Source organism: Acinetobacter zhairuonensis (genome assembly GCF_022601715.1).
Lineage (GTDB): Bacteria > Pseudomonadota > Gammaproteobacteria > Pseudomonadales > Moraxellaceae > Acinetobacter.
Genome location: NZ_JAKVIM010000023.1, coordinates 20,068 through 38,020 on the forward strand (window position 1 = coordinate 20,068; position 17,953 = coordinate 38,020).

A 17,953-nucleotide genomic window follows, 5' to 3' on the forward strand; every position below is an offset into this window, starting at 1 on the left:
TTCATGAATCAAGAAATTATACGTCAAACACCGCTTTGGGCTGAGAACTGGCCGATTGCGTACTCTGTGATTCAAGCTATTGTCATTTTATTGGTGGTGGTTCTGATTGCAGCATTAATGTCATTTGTCGAGCGTCGTTTGCTCGGCTTATGGCAAGACCGTTACGGTCCAAACCGTGTTGGTCCTGGCGGTATGTTCCAGATTGTTGCCGACATGTTAAAAATCATGTTCAAAGAAGACTGGACGCCAAAGTTTGTAGACAAGTTAACTTTCCGTTTAGCACCAGCTGTTGCCATGGCAACTGCGGTACTGTCATTCATGGTCATTCCTGTAAGCCCATACTTGGGTGTTGCAGACATGAGCATCGGCTTATTGTTCTTTATGGCAATGGCTGGTATTGCAGTTTATGCGGTGTTATTTGGTGGTTGGTCTTCAAACAACAAATACGCATTACTCGGTGGTCTGCGTTCTGCTGCGCAAACAATTTCATACGAAGTGTTCTTGGGTATTTCACTCATGGGTGTGGTTGCAATTGCAGGCTCATTCAACATGCGTGAAATCGTAGAAGCACAACGTGATGTTTGGTTTGTTATTCCTCAATTCTTAGGCTTCATGATCTTTGTGGTTGCAGGTGTAGCGGTAACTCACCGTCATCCATTTGACCAACCAGAAGCAGAACAAGAATTGGCTGAAGGTTACCATGTAGAATATGGCGGTATGAAATGGGGGATGTTCTTCGTTGCGGAATACGTCAACGTAGTCTTGATCTCAGCACTCATCGTGACTTTATTCTTCGGTGGTTGGTTAGCGCCATTCAACCTTGAGATTTCGTTCATTCCACCAGCATTCTGGTTCATTATCAAAACAGCATTCTTTGTAATGATGTTTGTATTGGCGCGTGGTTCATTAATGCGTCCACGTTATGACCAAGTGATGAACTTTGGTTGGAAAATTTGCTTGCCATTGGCATTGGTCAACTTATTAGTGACTGGTGCTGTGATTCTGATGAATCAGGCCTAAGACAGCAGGGAGAACAAAATGTTTAAATTTCTAGCTGGAGTTGGGTCAATTGTACGTTCATTGTGGATGGTATTCAGCCACGTGACGCGTAAACGTGACACGATTTTATATCCAGAAGTACCAGCTGAAGAAATTGTACCTCCGCGTTTCCGTGGTCGTATTGTATTGACGCGTGACCCAGATGGTGAAGAGCGTTGTGTAGCATGTAACTTATGTGCTGTTGCTTGCCCAGTTGGTTGTATTTCACTGCAAAAAGCAGAAAAAGAAGATGGACGTTGGTATCCAGAATTCTTCCGCATTAACTTTTCGCGTTGTATTTTCTGCGGGATGTGTGAAGAAGCGTGTCCAACCACTGCAATCCAGATGACACCTGATTTCGAATTAGGTGAATACGTTCGTCAAGACCTTGTATATGAGAAAGAAAACTTACTCATCTCAGGTCCTGGTAAATATCCAGACTACAACTTCTATCGTGTTACAGGTATGGCTGTAACAGGTAAAGAAAAAGGTCAGGCGCAACGTGAAAGCGCACCTGTTGATGTACGGAGTCTATTACCATGATGTGGCCGTTTTATTTGATGGCACTCGTGGCCATCGTTTCTACGGTTCGTGTAGTTACTAACGCGAACCCTGTACATGCGTTACTTAGCTTGATCGTATCTTTGCTTGCTGTTGCAGGGATGTTCATGATTGTGGGGGCACCATTTGCGGGTGCACTGGAAATTATCGTTTATGCTGGCGCGATCATGGTGTTATTCGTGTTCGTGGTGATGATGCTGAACCTTGGTCAACATACCGTTGATCAAGAGCGCAAATGGTTAACGTCATCTGCTTGGGCTTATCCAGCATTAATGAGCTTTCTGATGGGCTTGGTTTTAGTTTGGATGTTAGGTTCAGACTACACCACCGCAGGTCCTGTGATGGGCACTGAAATTGTAGGTCCGAAAGCCGTTGGTCAAGCACTCTTTACTCACTACTTATTATTGGTAGAAGTTGCCGCGATGTTATTGCTTGCAGCACTGGTTGCAGCATTCCACTTAGGTAAACGTGAGCCAAGTGCAGAAGAGGACAAAGAATAATGGGCAACATCCCTTTAGAACATGGTTTGATCGTTGCGACCATTCTTTTTGCACTGGGTTTTTACGGTGTGATGGTGCGACGCAACCTATTATTTATGTTAATGAGCCTTGAAATCATGATGAATGCTGCTGCGTTAGCATTCGTTTTGGCGGGTAGTGCATGGGTACAACCAGATGGACAAATCATGTTCATTTTAATCTTGACCCTTGCTGCGGCAGAGGCTTGTATCGGTCTTGCGATCGTCCTCCAGTTTTATCATCGCTTCCATCATTTGGATGTGGATGCTGCTAGTGAGATGCGCGGATGAGTTATTTATATTTAACAGTTTTGTTTCCGCTAATCGGTTTTGTCTTATTAGCGGCGGGGCGCCAGAATTTACCTGAGAAAGTTGCAGCGATGATTGGCGTTGGGGCTGTAGGTTTATCTGCTTTATTTGCCCTTATTGCGGGGATGGATTTCGTTAACAATGGTTCTGCGCCACAAGTACAACACTTGTGGACTTGGTTCCAAGTTGGTGATTTCGCACCAGGCATTAGCTTGCACTTAGACGGCTTGTCATTATTGATGATGGGTATGGTCACGGGTGTAGGTTTCTTGATCCACATTTTTGCCTCATGGTATATGCGTGGTGAAGAAGACTTTGCACGTTTCTTCTCTTACTTCAACCTGTTTGTTGCAAGCATGTTGTTGCTGGTTCTTGGCGATAACTTGGCATTGTTATTCTTAGGTTGGGAAGGTGTAGGTCTGTGCTCGTACTTGCTGATTGGTTACTACTACCAAAACCCAGAAAACGGTTTTGCGGCAATCAAGGCATTTACCGTAACGCGTATTGGTGATGTGTTCTTACTAATTGCATTGTTCTTAATCTACCAACAGTTCGGTACATTAAACATTGCGGAAGTGGTTGCTGCGGCGCCAACAGTATTAACCCAAGGTTCATCTATGGCCATCTGGACAGCATTGATGTTGTTCCTAGGTGCTGCAGGTAAATCTGCGCAGATTCCACTACAAACATGGTTAGCAGATGCGATGGCTGGTCCTACACCAGTATCTGCATTGATCCACGCAGCGACAATGGTTACTGCGGGTGTATATCTCTGCTGTCGTATGTTCACCGTATTTGAAATGGCTCCTCAAGTGATGATGTTCATTTCGATTACAGGTGCTGTGACTTTATTGGTTGCTGGTTTTGCTGCATTGGTTCAAACCGATATTAAACGTATCTTGGCTTACTCAACCATGAGTCAGTTGGGCTATATGTTTATGGCAGTAGGCGCGGAAGCATACCAAGCGGGTCTGTTCCACATGCTCACTCACGCATTCTTTAAGGCATTATTATTCTTGTCTTCTGGTGCGGTGATTTTGGCTTACCACCACGAACAAAACATTTTCAAAATGGGTGGTTTGTTCTACAAGAATAAATTCCTGTTTGCTTGCTTCGCAATTGGTGGCGGTGCGTTGGCTGCAATTCCATTCATCACTGTTGGCTTCTTCTCGAAAGATGCAATTTTAGGTGCGGTATGGATGAAAGGTCAGGCAGTTGCACTATATGACTGCTTGTACTGGGCAGGTGTTGCAGGTGCTTTCTTAACTTCAATCTATACATTCCGTTTAATCTGGGTTGTATTCTTTGGAAAAGAAAATACGCCATATCACGAAATCAAAGGCGTGACTTACTGGGGGCCATTGGCAATTTTAGCGGTTCTTTCAACTTTCGTTGGTGCGGCACTTAAAGCACCTGTAGAAAGCATTTTGAATGCTGCAAAAATTCCAGCGGTGATTATTCCAGAAGCAATGGAAGCGGGTGTACACGGTGCAGAATATATTGCCGTGGGTATTGCGCTTGCTGGTCTTGTGATTGGTGTGATCTTATTTGCTTTTGCTTACGGTGCAGTGAAAAGTTTTGCGAAAACGTCATTGGGTGCAGGTTTGGCGAATATTTGCCGTAATGCACTAGGTTTCGATACCTTGTATGACCTGATTTTCGTAAAACCATATTTACTGATTGCTAAGATTTGTGGTCGTGACCCAATTGATGGTTTATGGCTCGTATTACCTGCAATTGTGAAAGCTGGTAACGGCTTTACAAGCTCTCGTCAAACAGGTTCATTGCGTGAATACGCATCGAGCATGTCACTGGGCATTGTGGTTCTACTGATGATCTTAGTTGTGATTCAGGTAGTGGGGAAATAAGATGGAAATCACAAACAACATGGTTTTGCCCGCGCTGATCCTCGTACCGTTCATTGCAGGTTTTTTATGTTGGTTGGTCGACAAGCTCGACCAACAACTACCACGCTATATTGCACTTGGCGGTATGCTCGTCACTTTGGGCTTAACTGTCGCTTTATGGCAAACGGGTACTTTCAGCTATGAATTGGGCGCTAAGGTCCCAACATGGTCTGCTGAATTCTTCTTGCCGTGGATTCAAACCCTCGGCATCAATATTCACTTAGCGGTTGATGGCTTATCCTTATTAATGGTGGGCTTAACTGCACTATTGGGTATTTTGGCTGTTGGTTGTTCTTGGGGTGAGATTCAAAAGAACGTAGGCTTCTTCCATTTGAACCTATTATGGTCATTGGGCGGGGTAATCGGTGTATTCCTTTCGATTGATATGTTCTTGTTCTTCTTCTTCTGGGAGATGATGCTTGTTCCAATCTACTTCTTGATTGCACTTTGGGGACATCGCGGTGCGGATGGTAAATCACGTGTTTACGCTGCAACCAAGTTCTTCATTTATACTCAAGTTGCTGGTTTAATCATGCTCATCGGTATTCTAGGCCTTGTGGTTTATGGATACATGATGACAGGTATGATCGGCTTCGATTACAACTACTTGTTAGGTGTAGCGAATACGCTTGATGCTCAGCTTCCAGCGGTAGCTTATGCATTCATGTTGTGTTTGTTTGTGGGTTTCGCAGTAAAACTTCCTGTGTTCCCATTACACGGCTGGTTACCAGATGCACACGCGCAAGCACCTACAGCGGGTTCTGTAGACTTAGCGGGTATCTTGATTAAGACAGCCGCGTACGGTTTACTTCGTTTTGTTATTCCGTTCTTCCCAGCGGCTTCTGCACAGTTTGCAGACATCGCAATCATCATGGGTTTAATTGGTATTTTCTACGGTGCTTGGTGTGCTTTCCAGCAAACCGACATGAAGCGTCTGTTGGCTTATACTTCAATTTCTCACATGGGCTTCATCTTACTTGCATTGTATGCAGGTAACATTTTGACCTTCCAAGGTCTGATGATTATGATGTTGGCGCATGGTTTATCTTCTGCTGCACTGTTCATTATGTGTGGTCAGGTTTATGAGCGCTTACATACACGTGACATGCGTTTGATGGGTGGTATTCGTGGTCAATTCCAATACCTTTCATTCTTCCTGATGTTCTTCGTGGCAGCATTAGTCGGTATTCCTGGTTTAGGTAACTTCATTGGTGAGTTCCTGATCTTGATGGGTTCTTATGCGAAGTTCCCAGTATTCACGATTTTGGCTGCAATCAGCTTAGTATTCGCTGGTCTTTATGGTCTAATTTTGATTCACAAAGCTTTGTTTGGTACGCCAAACGAAGAGCAAAAACAACATTACGCAAATCCACTGAAAGATTTGAATGCGCGTGAAGTTGGTATCTTGTTAATTTGTGCATTTGGTCTGCTTTGGCTTGGTCTCTACCCACAAACCTTCCTTGATATTTCAAATTCAAGCATGGCGTGGTTAGCTAACAGCTACATTCCAGTTCAAGAAGTCGTTGACGTTGTGCATCAAGCATCTGTTCAACTCGAAAATGTGGAGATGCAATAAGCCATGAACTTCACAATGTCTTTTTCTGAGCTTATGCCATTAGCTCCTGTAATGATCGTGGCGTTGACCGCGATCGTTGTGATGATTCTCACTTCGATTAAACGTAACCATAATTTAATCGCAACAGCATCAGTGGTCGGCTTAAACCTTGCTGCGGCAAATATTTTATTCAACATGTTTGGTGGGCAGTTTGTTCCATCAAACGTGATGGGTATGTTCATGGTGGATCCGTTCACCATGCTCTACCAATTGGTGATCTTAATTGCATCGCTTGCTTGCTGTACTTTGTCCCATGCCTATATCGAAACATATAAAGATAACCGTGAAGAACTGTATATCTTAATGCTGTGCTCGGTTGCGGGTGCAATGTTAATGGTGGCAAGTTCGCACTATGCATCTTTCTTCATTAGCCTTGAGTTAATGTCGATTCCTGTATACGGCATGTTGGCTTATACACATCAACGTGCAAACTCATTAGAAGCGGGTATTAAATATCTGGTTCTTTCTGCAACTGCTTCGGCAATGTTGCTGATGGGTATGGCATATGTTTATGCTTACACAGGTTCATTGTCTTTCTATGAATCTTTCCAAGCATTAATGCAAAATATTCGTCAACCAATGGTACTCCTTGGTTTGGCACTGATTATTTTTGCTGTTGGCTTTAAGCTTTCACTTGCACCATTCCACAAATGGACACCAGACGTTTATGCTGGTGCGCCAGCGCCGATTGCAACTTTCCTTGCAACCGCTGCAAAAGTGGCGACGATTGGTCTGTTTGTACGTTACTTGCTCACTTCAGGCGCAATCTTGGTTGAGTCTTTAGTCACAATCATCACGATTATTGCAGTGCTTTCAATCTTGGTGGGTAACTTCTTGGCGGTACGTCAAGTGAACTTGAAGCGTATTCTTGGTTATTCATCGATTGCACATTTCGGTTACTTGTTGATTGGTTTAATCAGCATGACCTATGCAAGCTTAGGCAACGTATCTGTATACGTGATCACTTATGTGTTAACGACGATTGGTGCGTTTGGTGCAGTAGCACTGATGTCTAGCCCATACAACAACGTGGATGAAGCAGAAAGTTTAGCGGACTACCGCGGTTTATTCTGGCGCCGTCCAGTACTAACTGCGACTCTAACAGTAATGATGTTGTCTTTAGCGGGTATTCCGTTAACAGCAGGCTTTATTGGTAAGTTCTTGGTGGTAATGGCTGCAGTAACCACTCAACACTGGTTCTTGGCTGCTATGATTGTTGTGGGTTCAGGTATAGGCTTGTACTACTACCTTCGTGTAATGGTGGTGATGTACATGACACCACCAGATACTCCACGTATTGACGCTGTAGATCATTGGGGTCAAAAAGTGGGTGGTATTATGGTATTACTCGCAGCACTTGCAGTACTGGTGATTGGTATCTATCCAGATCCAATTATCAAAATGGCATTACAAGCTGAGATTTTATCGCCATTACATTTCATGTTAACACGCCAATAATTGTAAAATTATCGTGTTAATCAAAAAGCCCTCGCCAGTCGGGGGCTTTTTTTTCTTATAAGATTTATAAAAAACATTTATAATACTATGAATTATATTTTGATCTTTTTAGGTGTACTCCCGTGGCTATTCATGAAATTCGTCATCCATTGATTCGTCATAAACTTGGCTTATTGCGTCGTGCTGATATTAGCACCAAGAATTTCCGTGAATTGGCTCAGGAAGTGACCATGTTGCTGACCTATGAAGCAACCAAAGATTTACCTGTGGTGGATCATGACGTTGATGGTTGGGCTGGTAAAGTGACAACACAACGCATTGCAGGTAAAAAAATTACCGTGGTCCCAATTTTACGTGCGGGTATTGGGATGTTGGATGGTTTCTTAAACCTGATTCCAAGTGCTAAAGTTTCTGTATTAGGTTTGGAGCGTGATGAAGAAACTTTAGAAGCTCGTACTTACTATAAAAAATTGGTGCCAGATGTTCAAAACCGTATTGCGATGATCATTGATCCAATGTTGGCAACAGGTTCTTCATTGGTGGCTGCAATTGATGTTTTAAAAGCCAGCGGATGTAAAGATATTCGTGTGATGGTTTTGGTTGCGGCACCAGAAGGTATCAAAAAAGTTGAAGATGCACATCCTGATGTGACCATTTTTACCGCTTCAGTGGATGAAGGTTTAAATGCACAAGGTTATATCGTGCCTGGTTTGGGAGATGCAGGTGATAAAATCTTCGGTTCAGTGCAAAAAGATTAAGTATTGCTATAGTCTATAAGGGGGCTGTGATAGCCTCTTTTTTATAGACTCAAGCTCGCTTGTTTCCAGAATAGGGGAAAATGAATGAAATCTGAGTTTCAACAAGGAAAAATTAGACAATACAACGCGGATAAAGGCTACGGTTTTATTGCGACATCCGAAGAAGATATTTTCTTTCATATCTCGGACTTTCCGCTTGCGGATGGTGAGCCGAAGCGTAATGAACGGGTCAAATTTTTAGTGGTTGAAAATGGTAATAAGCTCAAAGCAATTAAAATTGAACGTGTAGAAGACAATTCTGCGAAAGCCAAAAAAGCTAAAGTGGCTACACACAATAAATCGATTACTTCAGCTTTATTATCAAACTTTAGACGTTGATCACGAAGCAATAGCATTATTTCTTTTCGAATTTAAGAAAGAGACTTTAGGGTCTCTTTTTTATTGATTAGAATAGAAAAAATAAAAAGTTTAGGGCACATTATGTTTCTTGAGGGGAAGATCAAGCACTATAACTCTGCACGTGGTTTTGGTTTTATTCAGGTTGAGGATGAGCCGGAAGACATCTTTTTCCATATTAAAGATTTCCCGAGCTGGCACATTAAGCCCAATGAGGGAGAACAGCTCAAATTCCGTGTAGTAGAGGAACATGGGAAATTTAAGGCATCTGATATTGTTCGCCTAGATTTAAAGCCAGAGGATGATCAATTGCTCCTTGAGCAGCAGAGTTTTAGTTACCAATCGGTGCCGCTTGCAGAGCAAATCATTCAGCCCAAGAAATCGGTATCACGTCGAAAATATATAGTTTTATTCATCTTGATTGTCGTTGCTGGATTAGGGTTAGTGGCCTATCAAAAAGTTCAGGAATATCGTGTAGCGAAACAATTAAAAGCTGAACAACTTATTCAGGAACAAAAGCGCATTGTGGAACAACAGCGAGAAGCTTTAGGCAATTTGCCTGATCGTATTCTGTCGGCTCAGGGGCGCAGAAATTTAGATACGGTTGGCTATAGCATTAATACACAGCAAGCTACTACGGTTGCATCGATGAGTACGCATGGAGTTCAAGCTGCGATGATCCAGAATAGTGAATAGACTGGGAACTATCAATGTGATGGGCGAACCCACTGTAGCCAAATGCGATCTTATGATGAAGCTGTATTTTTCTTAAGAAATTGCCCAAGTACTGAAATGGATAGTGATGGGGATGGGAAGCCATGTGAACGTCAATTCCACCGTTAAAATAGCAAGAATAAAAATGCTCCCATCAGGGAGCATTTTTACAATAGGCAATTAACCTTCACAGAATTTCATAAAGGCTTTTAAGCCAGGTCCTTGGTATTTTTGACGATGTACCAGCATGAAAAGAGGACGCGAAAGTTGCCAGAAAGGCGTATTCAGCACCACCAATTGACCTTTTTCTTGTAAGGGTTCAATTGCCAATTTAGAGATACAGGACATACCAATCCCGCCAGCAACAATCTTCAAAATTGCTTCGTTATGACCAAGGGTTAAACGAATATTGGCATCGGGTAAGTCTTGTAAAATCGCATTGTCAAATACTTCACGCGTGCCTGAACCTTCTTCACGCAAAATCCATTCGACATGATCAAAATCGGCAGGACTCAATTCACGGTTTAAGCGGGCAAGAGGATGGTTTGGCGCACAGCAGACCGCCAGTTCATCATCTCGCCAATGAATGCATTGTAATTGCGGTAAATGACATGAACCTTCAATCAGGGCTAGATCCAACTGGAATTGGTTCACCGCTTCAATCATTTGGCGAGTATTACCGACTTGAAGCTGCAAATGCGCTTGCGGTTGAACTTGTAAAAAGTTCGCCATCAAGTCAGGCATTAAGTAATCGCTAATGGTTAAGGTTGCGCCTAAACGTAAATCGATACTTTGGAGTTCACCTTTGGCAGCTTGTTCAAAAGCTTCACAGCGCCCAAGAATTTCAAGAGCTTGCGGCAGCAAGAAACGACCTAAATCATTCAATTGCAGACGTTTACCTAGGCGGTCAAACAGTGGAGCCCCTAAGCCATCTTCCAGATCTGCCAGTGCCATACTTGCAGCACTTTGAGTTAACTTCACCGCGTCGCTGGCTTTGGTCACGGTGCCTTCCTGAGCGACTGCTACAAAAACAGCCAATTGGCGTAAAGTCATGCGCATGAATGTAGCCTTAACATTTAAAAAATATTAATAAATTATGTTGTCATGCTAACATGAGCGCAGTCTTTGATGCCACGTCGAAATCATGTCAATTGAAAAATTTAGCGTAGAAAAGGTTTTATCTGTACAGCGTTGGACCAATAACCTATTCAGTTTCACCATGACACGTCCTGCACATTTTAAGTTTACTGCAGGTCAATTTGCCCGTATTGGTCTAAAAGTAGGGGATGAATTGGTGGTTCGCGCTTATTCGATTGTGTCCTCACCATTTGACGAAACCTTAGAATTCTTTTCAATTGTGGTACCCGATGGGGCATTTACCTCTAACTTGCAACACTTGCAAGTGGGTGATGAACTGTATTTAGAAAAAATCCCTTATGGATTTTTAACGCTTACCCGTTATCAATTGCCATTACCACAGGATTTATGGTTGTTGGCGACAGGCACAGGTTTGGCGCCTTTTGTTTCTATGTTGCAAGACTTCGACACATGGAGCAAATATCAACATATTCATTTGGTCTACAGTGTTCGTACTGCTTCCGAATTGGCTTATGTTGAGCGAATTCAAGAAATTGCCCAGACTTTTGGTGAGGGGCATACTGGCTTTAAATTTGTTCCAATCATTACCCGTGATCCACAAGCGGACTTACATGATCGCTTGCCGATATTGATCGAGAATGGTGCACTTGAACAGGCTGTGGGCTGCCAACTGAATCCTGCGACCAGCCATGTGATGTTATGTGGTAATCCGCAGATGGTGGAAGATACCAAAGAAGCGTTAAAGGCACGCGGCTTAACGATGAATCGTCGTGGTGAAGGTAATATTGCCGTCGAAAACTATTGGTAAGCACTGGATTCGAGTGGCTTTCACTTAAATAAAAAATCCTCCGAACTGGAGGATTTTTTTATAACTTAAATTTAGTGAACAAACATATCCATGAAATCACGGATTTCATATATCGCGCTGTCCAAATCGGTACTGAGCCATGTTGGTTCAAAAAAACCGGCATAATATTCGAGTCGATCATGTGGAACCACTAAACGTACAGGACATTCTTCTTCCACTAAGCGCCAAGGCATAATCGGAACTTCACCGTCCAAAAATGCAGCCACATTACGAATATCGACAACCATGGCATTTACACATTCAGGAAATGGCATGACAGAAAATTCTTCGGTACGTCGACGGAAATATTCTAAATCACCCCATTTCAGCACATAGCTTGGCTTGGTAAATTCAATAATACCAATCAGATGCTGATCACGTGTGTAGTGTAGTCCACATTGATGTGTGACATCGGTGTCAAGATCAAGTGTGACACTTTGCTGACTATACGCCATAAAGTTTAGGAGCATTTAAAATGAGGTGCGTGATTATACTCCAATTTCACTTTAAAACGGCAGATTGGTTACATATTCTTTGCGCATGCTGGACTGACCTGAGTCATTCACTCACAAGGAAAAACCGCGAGTTTTTACCTCCAAGATAAGGCACTGATTTCTTGCATAAATCCAAATCATTTTGACCTACAAGTCAAAACTGGTACAGCTTATGCATTGGTTTTAAGCATCTAGCGAGGTCGAGGTGCTTATGTCAAATGTTAAAAGTGTAGTAGCTGAAGCCAATCCACAACATCATTCCGATGCAGAGTATTTTGCGCAGCGTAAACTCAAGCAAGGGGCGGTAGGATGGTTACTGTTAATTGGACTCGGGGTTGCTTATGTGATTTCGGGTGACTTTGCGGGCTGGAACTTTGGCTTAGCACAAGGTGGATGGGGTGGCATGTTTATTGCCACCATCATTGTCGCCATTATGTATTTATGTATGTGTTTAGCCATGTCGGAAATGTCGACCATGTTGCCCACTGCTGGAGGCGGCTATAGCTTTGCCCGTACAGCTTTTGGTCCTCTAGGTGGATATTTAACGGGTACTGCGATTCTCATTGAATATGCCATCGCGCCAGCAGCGATTGCGGTTTTTATTGGTGCTTATTGTGAATCCTTATTTGGGATTGGCGGCTGGTTTGTCTATTTACTCTGTTATCTGTTTTTCATGGGCATCCACTTAAAAGGTGCAGGGGAAGCGTTAAAAATTATCTTTATCATTACCGCTGTGGCTGCCGTGGCCTTGCTGGTCTTTATCGTAGCGATGTTCCCACATTTTGACAGTCAGAATTTACTCAATATTCCTGTCAAAGCCGATGCGGTTGGGGCGAGTGAATTTTTACCATTCGGCTATTTAGGAATTTGGGCGGCAGTACCATATGCCATCTGGTTCTTTTTGGCAGTGGAAGGCGTGCCTTTGGCAGCAGAGGAAGCCAAAGAGCCGCATAAATCTTTACCGCGAGGTTTGATTGGTTCAATGCTCATTTTAGCGGTATTTGCTTTAGCAATTTTATTCTTGGGGGCAGGCGCAGCTGGAGCGAATAGCTTAAAAGAATCAGGTGCACCATTGGTGGATGCCTTAAAAGTCGTCTATGGGGAAAACACGTGGTTAGCTGGTTTTGTGAACTTTGTCGGGCTGGCAGGTTTAATTGCCAGTTTCTTCTCGATTATTTATGCCTATTCACGCCAGATTTTTGCCTTGTCTCGCGCAGGTTATTTACCCAAGAAACTTTCATTAACAAATAAAAACCATGCACCTCATTTAGCCATCATTATTCCGGGCATTATTGGGTTTATGCTGTCTTTATCGGGAGAGGGGGATTTACTTATTTTGATGGCAGTTTTTGGTGCCACCATTTCCTATGTATTGATGATGATGGCGTATATCAAATTGAAAATTGCCAAACCGAATATGCCTCGTCCCTACAAAGCATCGGGTGGCATTGTCACTGCTTCGATTGCATTGGTCTTGGCGGCAATAGCGACGGTTGCAGGCTTTGTGGTGGATCCGAAAGTTTGGTTTATGGCAGCAGCCATATATGCGGTATTTATCCTGTATTTCTTGATTTATAGCCGTCATCATTTGGTGGCAGGAACCCCAGAAGAAGAATTTGCCAATATCCAAGCAGCAGAACAAGAATTAAATACATAAGGAGTATGGGGAGTGATCTATCGGATTAATGTCGCGCATCAGCATTATGTTTTTTCAGATTTGAAAACACTGATGGCGAAAGCCACACCTGAACGCTCTGGGGATCAGCTTGCGGGGATTGCAGCGCAAGATGCAACGGAACGTGTCGCTGCGCAAATGTGCTTGGCAGATGTGCCTTTAAAACAGTTTTTGAATGAAGCATTAATTCCTTATGAACAGGATGAAGTGACCCGGCTGATTTTGGATGAACATGATGCCGAAGCATTTTATCCCATCTCACATTTCACGGTGGGAGACTTTCGCAATTGGTTGCTGAGTGCAGATGCAACGACTGAAAAGTTGACCGCATTACAGGCAGGTTTAACCCCAGAAATGGTGGCAGCGGTCAGCAAGATTATGCGCAATCAGGATTTGATTCTGGTGGCAAAAAAATGCCGCGTAATTACCCAATTTCGTAATACCATTGGTTTAGAGGGACATTTATCCACTCGTTTGCAACCCAATCATCCCACCGATGATGTACTGGGGATTTCTGCCAGTATTCTCGATGGCTTGATGTATGGCAATGGAGATGCCGTGATTGGCATTAATCCTGCCACAGACAACTTGCAGAACCTATCGGAACTGTTAAAGCTGTTGGATTACATTATTCATGAATATGACATTCCCACCCAGTCTTGTGTGTTGACCCATGTGAGTTCAGGTATTCAATTGGCGAATAAAAATGTACCAATTGATTTGATGTTTCAGTCCATCGCAGGCACGGAACAAGCCAATACGGCTTTTGGAATCAACTTGGCATTATTGCAAGAAGGCTATGAGGCAGCACTGAGTTTAAAGCGCGGTACGGTGGGGCAGAACGTCATGTATTTTGAAACGGGTCAGGGTAGTGCATTGTCTAGTCAAACCCATCATGGAGTGGATCAGCAAACCATCGAAGCTCGAGCCTATGCGGTGGCACGCAAATATCATCCATTTTTAGTCAACACCGTAGTCGGTTTTATTGGTCCTGAATATCTCTATAACGGCAAACAGATTATTCGCGCCGGCTTGGAAGATCATTTCTGTGGCAAGTTGCTGGGTGTGCCGATGGGCTGTGATATTTGTTATACCAATCATGCCGATGCCGATCAGGATGATATGGATGTCTTGCTGACCCTCTTAGCCAATGCAGGTATTAACTTTATTATGGGCATTCCAGGTTCGGATGATGTGATGTTGAATTATCAAACCACATCATTTCACGATGCCTTATATATACGTCAGTTGTTGGGGTTAGCGCCTGCCCCTGAGTTTGCTTACTGGTTAGAACAGCAAGGTATTTTGAAACAACAATCATCTTTGCTGGAATGGCCACAGCAGATGCCTGAAAAATTCTCACGCTTGTTGCTGTCATAGTTTGGGGAGACGCTGATGAAACTACATTATGATGTGCAATATACCCCACGTTTTGAGAAAAACAGTTGGGAGCAACTGAAACAGTTTACTGATGCTAGAATTGCTTTAGGGCGTACAGGGGGCAGCCTGCCGACACGTCCACTGTTAGAGTTTCAATTGGCACATGCTCAAGCCAAGGACGCTGTTTTGAAACCGCTGGATCTGGACATCTTGAGTCAGCAATTACAACAACAGCAGATTTCTTTTGTGCAAGTGAGTAGTTGTGCGCTGAATAAAGACATCTATCTAAAACGTCCCGATTTAGGACGTGAGCTTTCAGAATCTTCAAGGCAAATGCTACAGACCATGCAAGCAGAACAACAGCCTTATGATGTCTTGATTGTAGCGGGTGATGGTTTGTCTGCACGGGCAATTGAAGATAATGCCGTGAGTTTTATTGCAAAACTACAAGAAGCTTGTGTGCAGCAGGGCTGGAGGGTTGCACCTGTGGTCATCGCGACGGGGAGTCGCGTTGCTTTGGGCGATGAAATTGCGCAAATCTTGCAGGCGAAAATGCTGGTAATGCTAATTGGTGAACGCCCTGGGCTGAGTTCTCCAGATAGCATGGGCATCTACTATACATGGCAAGCCAAGAAAGGTTGCCATGATGCCATGCGCAACTGTATTTCCAATGTACGCCCAGCAGGTTTAGATGAAGTGACTGCCGTGCAACGCTTGTTGGCATTGATGCGGAAGTCTGAGCAGTTACAGCTCTCTGGGGTCGATTTAAAGGATGAGCATGAAATGCTGATTGGGCAGGGGCAAGCGCAATTACCCCATGGTATTTTTTGAATGTAAAGCTTAAGGTCAGCAGTAAGAACCCGCGAAGCTGCTTGATATACAAATGATTTACAAGCGCTCACGTACTCATAATGCTTCTTCACACAACTTTATATTTTTTGTTGATAGTATAAAAATTCAACAAGGGATGAATTTAGTGAGGGGACCATGGTACATGATTTCAATAAACCGCCTCATGTCACGAGTGCTGAAGAAATAAGACAAAAAAAACGCTTACCAGTGTACATGCTTATCTTAGTCGGTATCTTTTTCTTAGCACTTGTGGTGTACATGCTCTCAAGCGGAACACCAAATTAAGAATGTGCAACGGGGATTGTCCTCGAAAAGAATGCTCGAGGATGGGGTTCGATGCAACTGTTCATGGTGAATTTGCTTGAGTTAAACACATATTTTAAAGTTTCTTAATTTAATTAAACAAAAGCTCTGACTGAACCAGTTGGGGCTTTTTTGCAATTGGGATGTTCCCTTTTGTTGTAATTCTGCATATGCCTGTTGATTAAAAAAAATACAAATCCTAATGTTGATAAGTACCTCACCACTTTTAAATCAAGATAACAATCTCGCTCCAAAGGAGCTGAAACATTTACAGAAATAAAAAGAGGGAACATCACATGAATGACTTTTATGACGGTGGGATGAGAAATCCTGAAATGCATGGCTGGTATTTTTGGGATCAGTTTTATCCTATTTTGGCGGCGGTTGCGATATTACTGATTGGTTGGATTATTGCTTTGATTATTGCGGCTGCAGTGAAAAAGGTTCTATCCAAATTAGGCACCAATCAAAAACTCTCAGGGGCAACAGGGCATCGTTCTAATATAGAAAATATTGTGTCTCGTGTTGTTTTTTGGATTGTATTGTTGATTGCTGTGATTGGTGCGCTCAACGCCTTGAACCTTACCAGTGTCAGTGGTCCCTTCAGTAGTATGATTCAACAGTTCTTACTATTTATTCCACAGCTTTTGGCTGCTGCTGCGGTTGCATTTATTGGCTGGATTTTTGCTAATTTGGTGAAAGTTGGACTGAAAAAGCTGCTGGATCGCACGCAATTGGATGAAAAACTGAGTGAAGATGTTGGTGTTAGTCCAATCAGTCAGAACATTAGCGAGATCGTGTACTGGCTAATTTTATTGCTGTTCCTTCCAATAGTACTTTCTATTTTAGGTCTGACAGGCTTGTTATTCCCAATTCAAAATATGTTGAATGAAGCCATTTCCTATCTACCTAATCTGTTTATTGCCATCATCATTGTATTTGTCGGCTATATTTTGGCAAAGATTGTACGTGGTATTCTTGAAGGATTGGTGCGTAGTCTAGATTTGCAAGCTCAAGCACAAAAGATTGGGTTGTTTAAAAATTCGAATTTGGCACAAGTGCTGGGTTCATTTGTGTTTGCTATTGTCATTATCACCGCACTGATTATTGCGTTTGAAGCACTCGGCATCGATTCGATTTCACAACCTGCAACTGCCATGTTGTATGAAATTATGAATGCGATTCCGCAAATTATTGCAGCGGGTCTGATTCTAATTATTGCCTATGTGGTGTCACGCTTTGTTGCCAATTTGGTGGTGGATGTGGTGGCAGGAACAGGCATCGATGATATTCCTGCAAAACTGGATATTCAGCGCTTTTTAGGCACAACTAAAATTTCATGTGTAGTTGGTTATCTGATTGTATTCTTCACCATGCTGTTTGCAGTTTCAGAAGCTGCGAATCGTTTGGGGCTAGAGCAAGTCAGTGTGCTTATTTCAATGTTTATTCAGTTTGGCGCCAATATTTTGCTGGGTGCAGTCATCTTGGTCATCGGTTTCTGGCTGGCAAATCTGGTGGCAAATATTGTACAACGCGGTGAATATCAGAGTTCGCTTTGGTTAGCCAGTTTAGTACGTGTACTTATTATGGGCTTGGTGCTTGCCATGGGTTTAAAAGCCATGGGCATAGCTGACTCCATTGTGAATCTCGCCTTTGGTTTAACCTTGGGCGCTGTGGCAGTGGCTTTTGCTCTTGCATTTGGTTTGGGTGGACGTCAACCAGCGGAACGTATACTTAGCGATTTGATTGATTGCGCTAAAAAACAGGCGAAACAACCGAATACAGATCAGAAGGTAAAAACAGAACCGATGATGACAAGTTCGACAATTTCCCAAGCGAAATCACCGTCTCAAGATGAGCAGGTGGTTCCTGATGAGTTGATAGTTGACCCTGAGCACAAGCCTTTGAATAACCCTTATGGTTCTACTGGTGAAGCGGAGCAAGATGTGGATATTCAGCCAAAAGATGACCCGAAATAACGTGTTCAATTTTATTCAGATCGATCATGCTTAGGCAGATCGATCTTTTTTG

General features: G+C 43.0%; 16 protein-coding genes and 1 pseudogene. 15 read left to right on the forward strand and 2 right to left on the reverse strand.

The window, feature by feature from the left end:
- Positions 1-3 precede the first annotated feature (3 nt).
- From nuoH to MKI85_RS15190, 10 genes and pseudogenes are all read left to right on the forward strand, one after another.
- Positions 4-1,020, forward strand: coding sequence for an NADH-quinone oxidoreductase subunit NuoH (nuoH, locus tag MKI85_RS15145; protein WP_241628821.1), 1,017 nt, complete (start codon positions 4-6; stop codon positions 1,018-1,020).
- An 18-nt stretch (positions 1,021-1,038) separates the two neighbouring features.
- Positions 1,039-1,581, forward strand: a complete 543-nt coding sequence (nuoI, locus tag MKI85_RS15150) for an NADH-quinone oxidoreductase subunit NuoI (protein ID WP_116762494.1) — start codon at positions 1,039-1,041, stop codon at positions 1,579-1,581.
- The gene (gene nuoJ / locus MKI85_RS15155) at positions 1,581-2,099 is read left to right on the forward strand and encodes an NADH-quinone oxidoreductase subunit J (protein ID WP_171334098.1); all 519 of its coding nucleotides are present in this window, start codon (positions 1,581-1,583) and stop codon (positions 2,097-2,099) included. The genes nuoI and nuoJ overlap by 1 nt, the downstream gene beginning before the upstream one ends.
- A complete protein-coding gene (nuoK, locus tag MKI85_RS15160) occupies positions 2,099-2,407 on the forward strand; it encodes an NADH-quinone oxidoreductase subunit NuoK (protein WP_004695395.1) in 309 nt (102 codons plus the stop codon). The genes nuoJ and nuoK overlap by 1 nt, the downstream gene beginning before the upstream one ends.
- Positions 2,404-4,293, forward strand: coding sequence for an NADH-quinone oxidoreductase subunit L (gene nuoL / locus MKI85_RS15165; RefSeq protein WP_241628823.1), 1,890 nt, complete (start codon positions 2,404-2,406; stop codon positions 4,291-4,293). Before nuoK ends, nuoL begins: the two co-directional genes overlap by 4 nt.
- Before the next feature lie 7 nt (positions 4,294-4,300).
- Complete coding sequence (gene nuoM, locus MKI85_RS15170) at positions 4,301-5,908, forward strand: NADH-quinone oxidoreductase subunit M (protein WP_241628869.1); 1,608 nt, start codon at positions 4,301-4,303, stop codon at positions 5,906-5,908.
- A 3-nt stretch (positions 5,909-5,911) separates the two neighbouring features.
- Positions 5,912-7,405 carry an NADH-quinone oxidoreductase subunit NuoN gene (nuoN, locus tag MKI85_RS15175; protein ID WP_241628825.1) on the forward strand — a complete coding sequence of 498 codons (1,494 nt, stop codon included), beginning with the start codon at positions 5,912-5,914 and terminating at the stop codon, positions 7,403-7,405.
- 122 nt (positions 7,406-7,527) lie between these two features.
- Positions 7,528-8,163, forward strand: coding sequence for a uracil phosphoribosyltransferase (gene upp, locus MKI85_RS15180; protein WP_241628827.1), 636 nt, complete (start codon positions 7,528-7,530; stop codon positions 8,161-8,163).
- An 84-nt stretch (positions 8,164-8,247) separates the two neighbouring features.
- Entirely contained in the window at positions 8,248-8,541 is a 294-nt protein-coding gene (locus MKI85_RS15185; RefSeq protein ID WP_241628829.1) for a cold-shock protein, read from the forward strand.
- A 102-nt stretch (positions 8,542-8,643) separates the two neighbouring features.
- Positions 8,644-9,402: pseudogene (locus MKI85_RS15190) on the forward strand (cold shock domain-containing protein).
- Positions 9,403-9,453: 51 nt separating this feature from the next.
- Here the strand turns inward: MKI85_RS15190 and gigC are convergent.
- Positions 9,454-10,332, reverse strand: a complete 879-nt coding sequence (gene gigC / locus MKI85_RS15195) for a LysR family transcriptional regulator GigC (protein WP_241628830.1) — start codon at positions 10,330-10,332, stop codon at positions 9,454-9,456.
- An 85-nt stretch (positions 10,333-10,417) separates the two neighbouring features.
- On the opposite strand from gigC, the gene MKI85_RS15200 reads away from it, so the two are divergent.
- Positions 10,418-11,179, forward strand: a complete 762-nt coding sequence (locus MKI85_RS15200) for a ferredoxin--NADP reductase (protein WP_241628832.1) — start codon at positions 10,418-10,420, stop codon at positions 11,177-11,179.
- A 71-nt stretch (positions 11,180-11,250) separates the two neighbouring features.
- On the opposite strand, the gene MKI85_RS15205 is transcribed toward MKI85_RS15200, so the two are convergent.
- A complete protein-coding gene (locus MKI85_RS15205; RefSeq protein WP_241628871.1) occupies positions 11,251-11,673 on the reverse strand; it encodes a hypothetical protein in 423 nt (140 codons plus the stop codon).
- 250 nt (positions 11,674-11,923) lie between these two features.
- Between MKI85_RS15205 and eat the strand changes: the two genes are divergently transcribed.
- The 4 genes from eat to MKI85_RS15225 all read left to right on the forward strand — a co-directional run bounded on the left by eat (position 11,924) and on the right by MKI85_RS15225 (position 17,901).
- Entirely contained in the window at positions 11,924-13,369 is a 1,446-nt protein-coding gene (gene eat, locus MKI85_RS15210) for an ethanolamine permease (RefSeq protein WP_241628834.1), read from the forward strand.
- 12 nt (positions 13,370-13,381) lie between these two features.
- The gene (locus MKI85_RS15215; protein ID WP_241628836.1) at positions 13,382-14,767 is read left to right on the forward strand and encodes an ethanolamine ammonia-lyase subunit EutB; all 1,386 of its coding nucleotides are present in this window, start codon (positions 13,382-13,384) and stop codon (positions 14,765-14,767) included.
- Between the two features lie 15 nt (positions 14,768-14,782).
- Positions 14,783-15,598 (forward strand): ethanolamine ammonia-lyase subunit EutC, encoded by an 816-nt coding sequence (gene eutC / locus MKI85_RS15220; RefSeq protein WP_241628838.1) that lies wholly within the window; start codon positions 14,783-14,785, stop codon positions 15,596-15,598.
- A gap of 620 nt (positions 15,599-16,218) precedes the next feature.
- Positions 16,219-17,901 (forward strand): mechanosensitive ion channel, encoded by a 1,683-nt coding sequence (locus MKI85_RS15225; protein ID WP_241628840.1) that lies wholly within the window; start codon positions 16,219-16,221, stop codon positions 17,899-17,901.
- The last annotated feature ends 52 nt before the right edge of the window (positions 17,902-17,953 follow it).

Excerpts from the sequence above, each read along its gene's own strand:
- nuoH (WP_241628821.1), top strand. The coding sequence starts at position 4 with ATGAATCAAGAAATTATACGTCAAACACCGCTTTGGGCTGAGAACTGG.
- MKI85_RS15225 (WP_241628840.1), top strand. The coding sequence starts at position 16,219 with ATGAATGACTTTTATGACGGTGGGATGAGAAATCCTGAAATGCATGGC.
- nuoN (WP_241628825.1), top strand. The coding sequence starts at position 5,912 with ATGAACTTCACAATGTCTTTTTCTGAGCTTATGCCATTAGCTCCTGTA.
- eat (WP_241628834.1), top strand. The coding sequence starts at position 11,924 with ATGTCAAATGTTAAAAGTGTAGTAGCTGAAGCCAATCCACAACATCAT.
- MKI85_RS15200 (WP_241628832.1), top strand. The coding sequence starts at position 10,418 with ATGTCAATTGAAAAATTTAGCGTAGAAAAGGTTTTATCTGTACAGCGT.
- eutC (WP_241628838.1), top strand. The coding sequence starts at position 14,783 with ATGAAACTACATTATGATGTGCAATATACCCCACGTTTTGAGAAAAAC.
- nuoK (WP_004695395.1), top strand. The coding sequence starts at position 2,099 with ATGGGCAACATCCCTTTAGAACATGGTTTGATCGTTGCGACCATTCTT.
- nuoJ (WP_171334098.1), top strand. The coding sequence starts at position 1,581 with ATGTGGCCGTTTTATTTGATGGCACTCGTGGCCATCGTTTCTACGGTT.
- MKI85_RS15185 (WP_241628829.1), top strand. The coding sequence starts at position 8,248 with ATGAAATCTGAGTTTCAACAAGGAAAAATTAGACAATACAACGCGGAT.
- gigC (WP_241628830.1), bottom strand. The coding sequence starts at position 10,332 with ATGCGCATGACTTTACGCCAATTGGCTGTTTTTGTAGCAGTCGCTCAG.
- nuoI (WP_116762494.1), top strand. The coding sequence starts at position 1,039 with ATGTTTAAATTTCTAGCTGGAGTTGGGTCAATTGTACGTTCATTGTGG.
- nuoL (WP_241628823.1), top strand. The coding sequence starts at position 2,404 with ATGAGTTATTTATATTTAACAGTTTTGTTTCCGCTAATCGGTTTTGTC.
- MKI85_RS15205 (WP_241628871.1), bottom strand. The coding sequence starts at position 11,673 with ATGGCGTATAGTCAGCAAAGTGTCACACTTGATCTTGACACCGATGTC.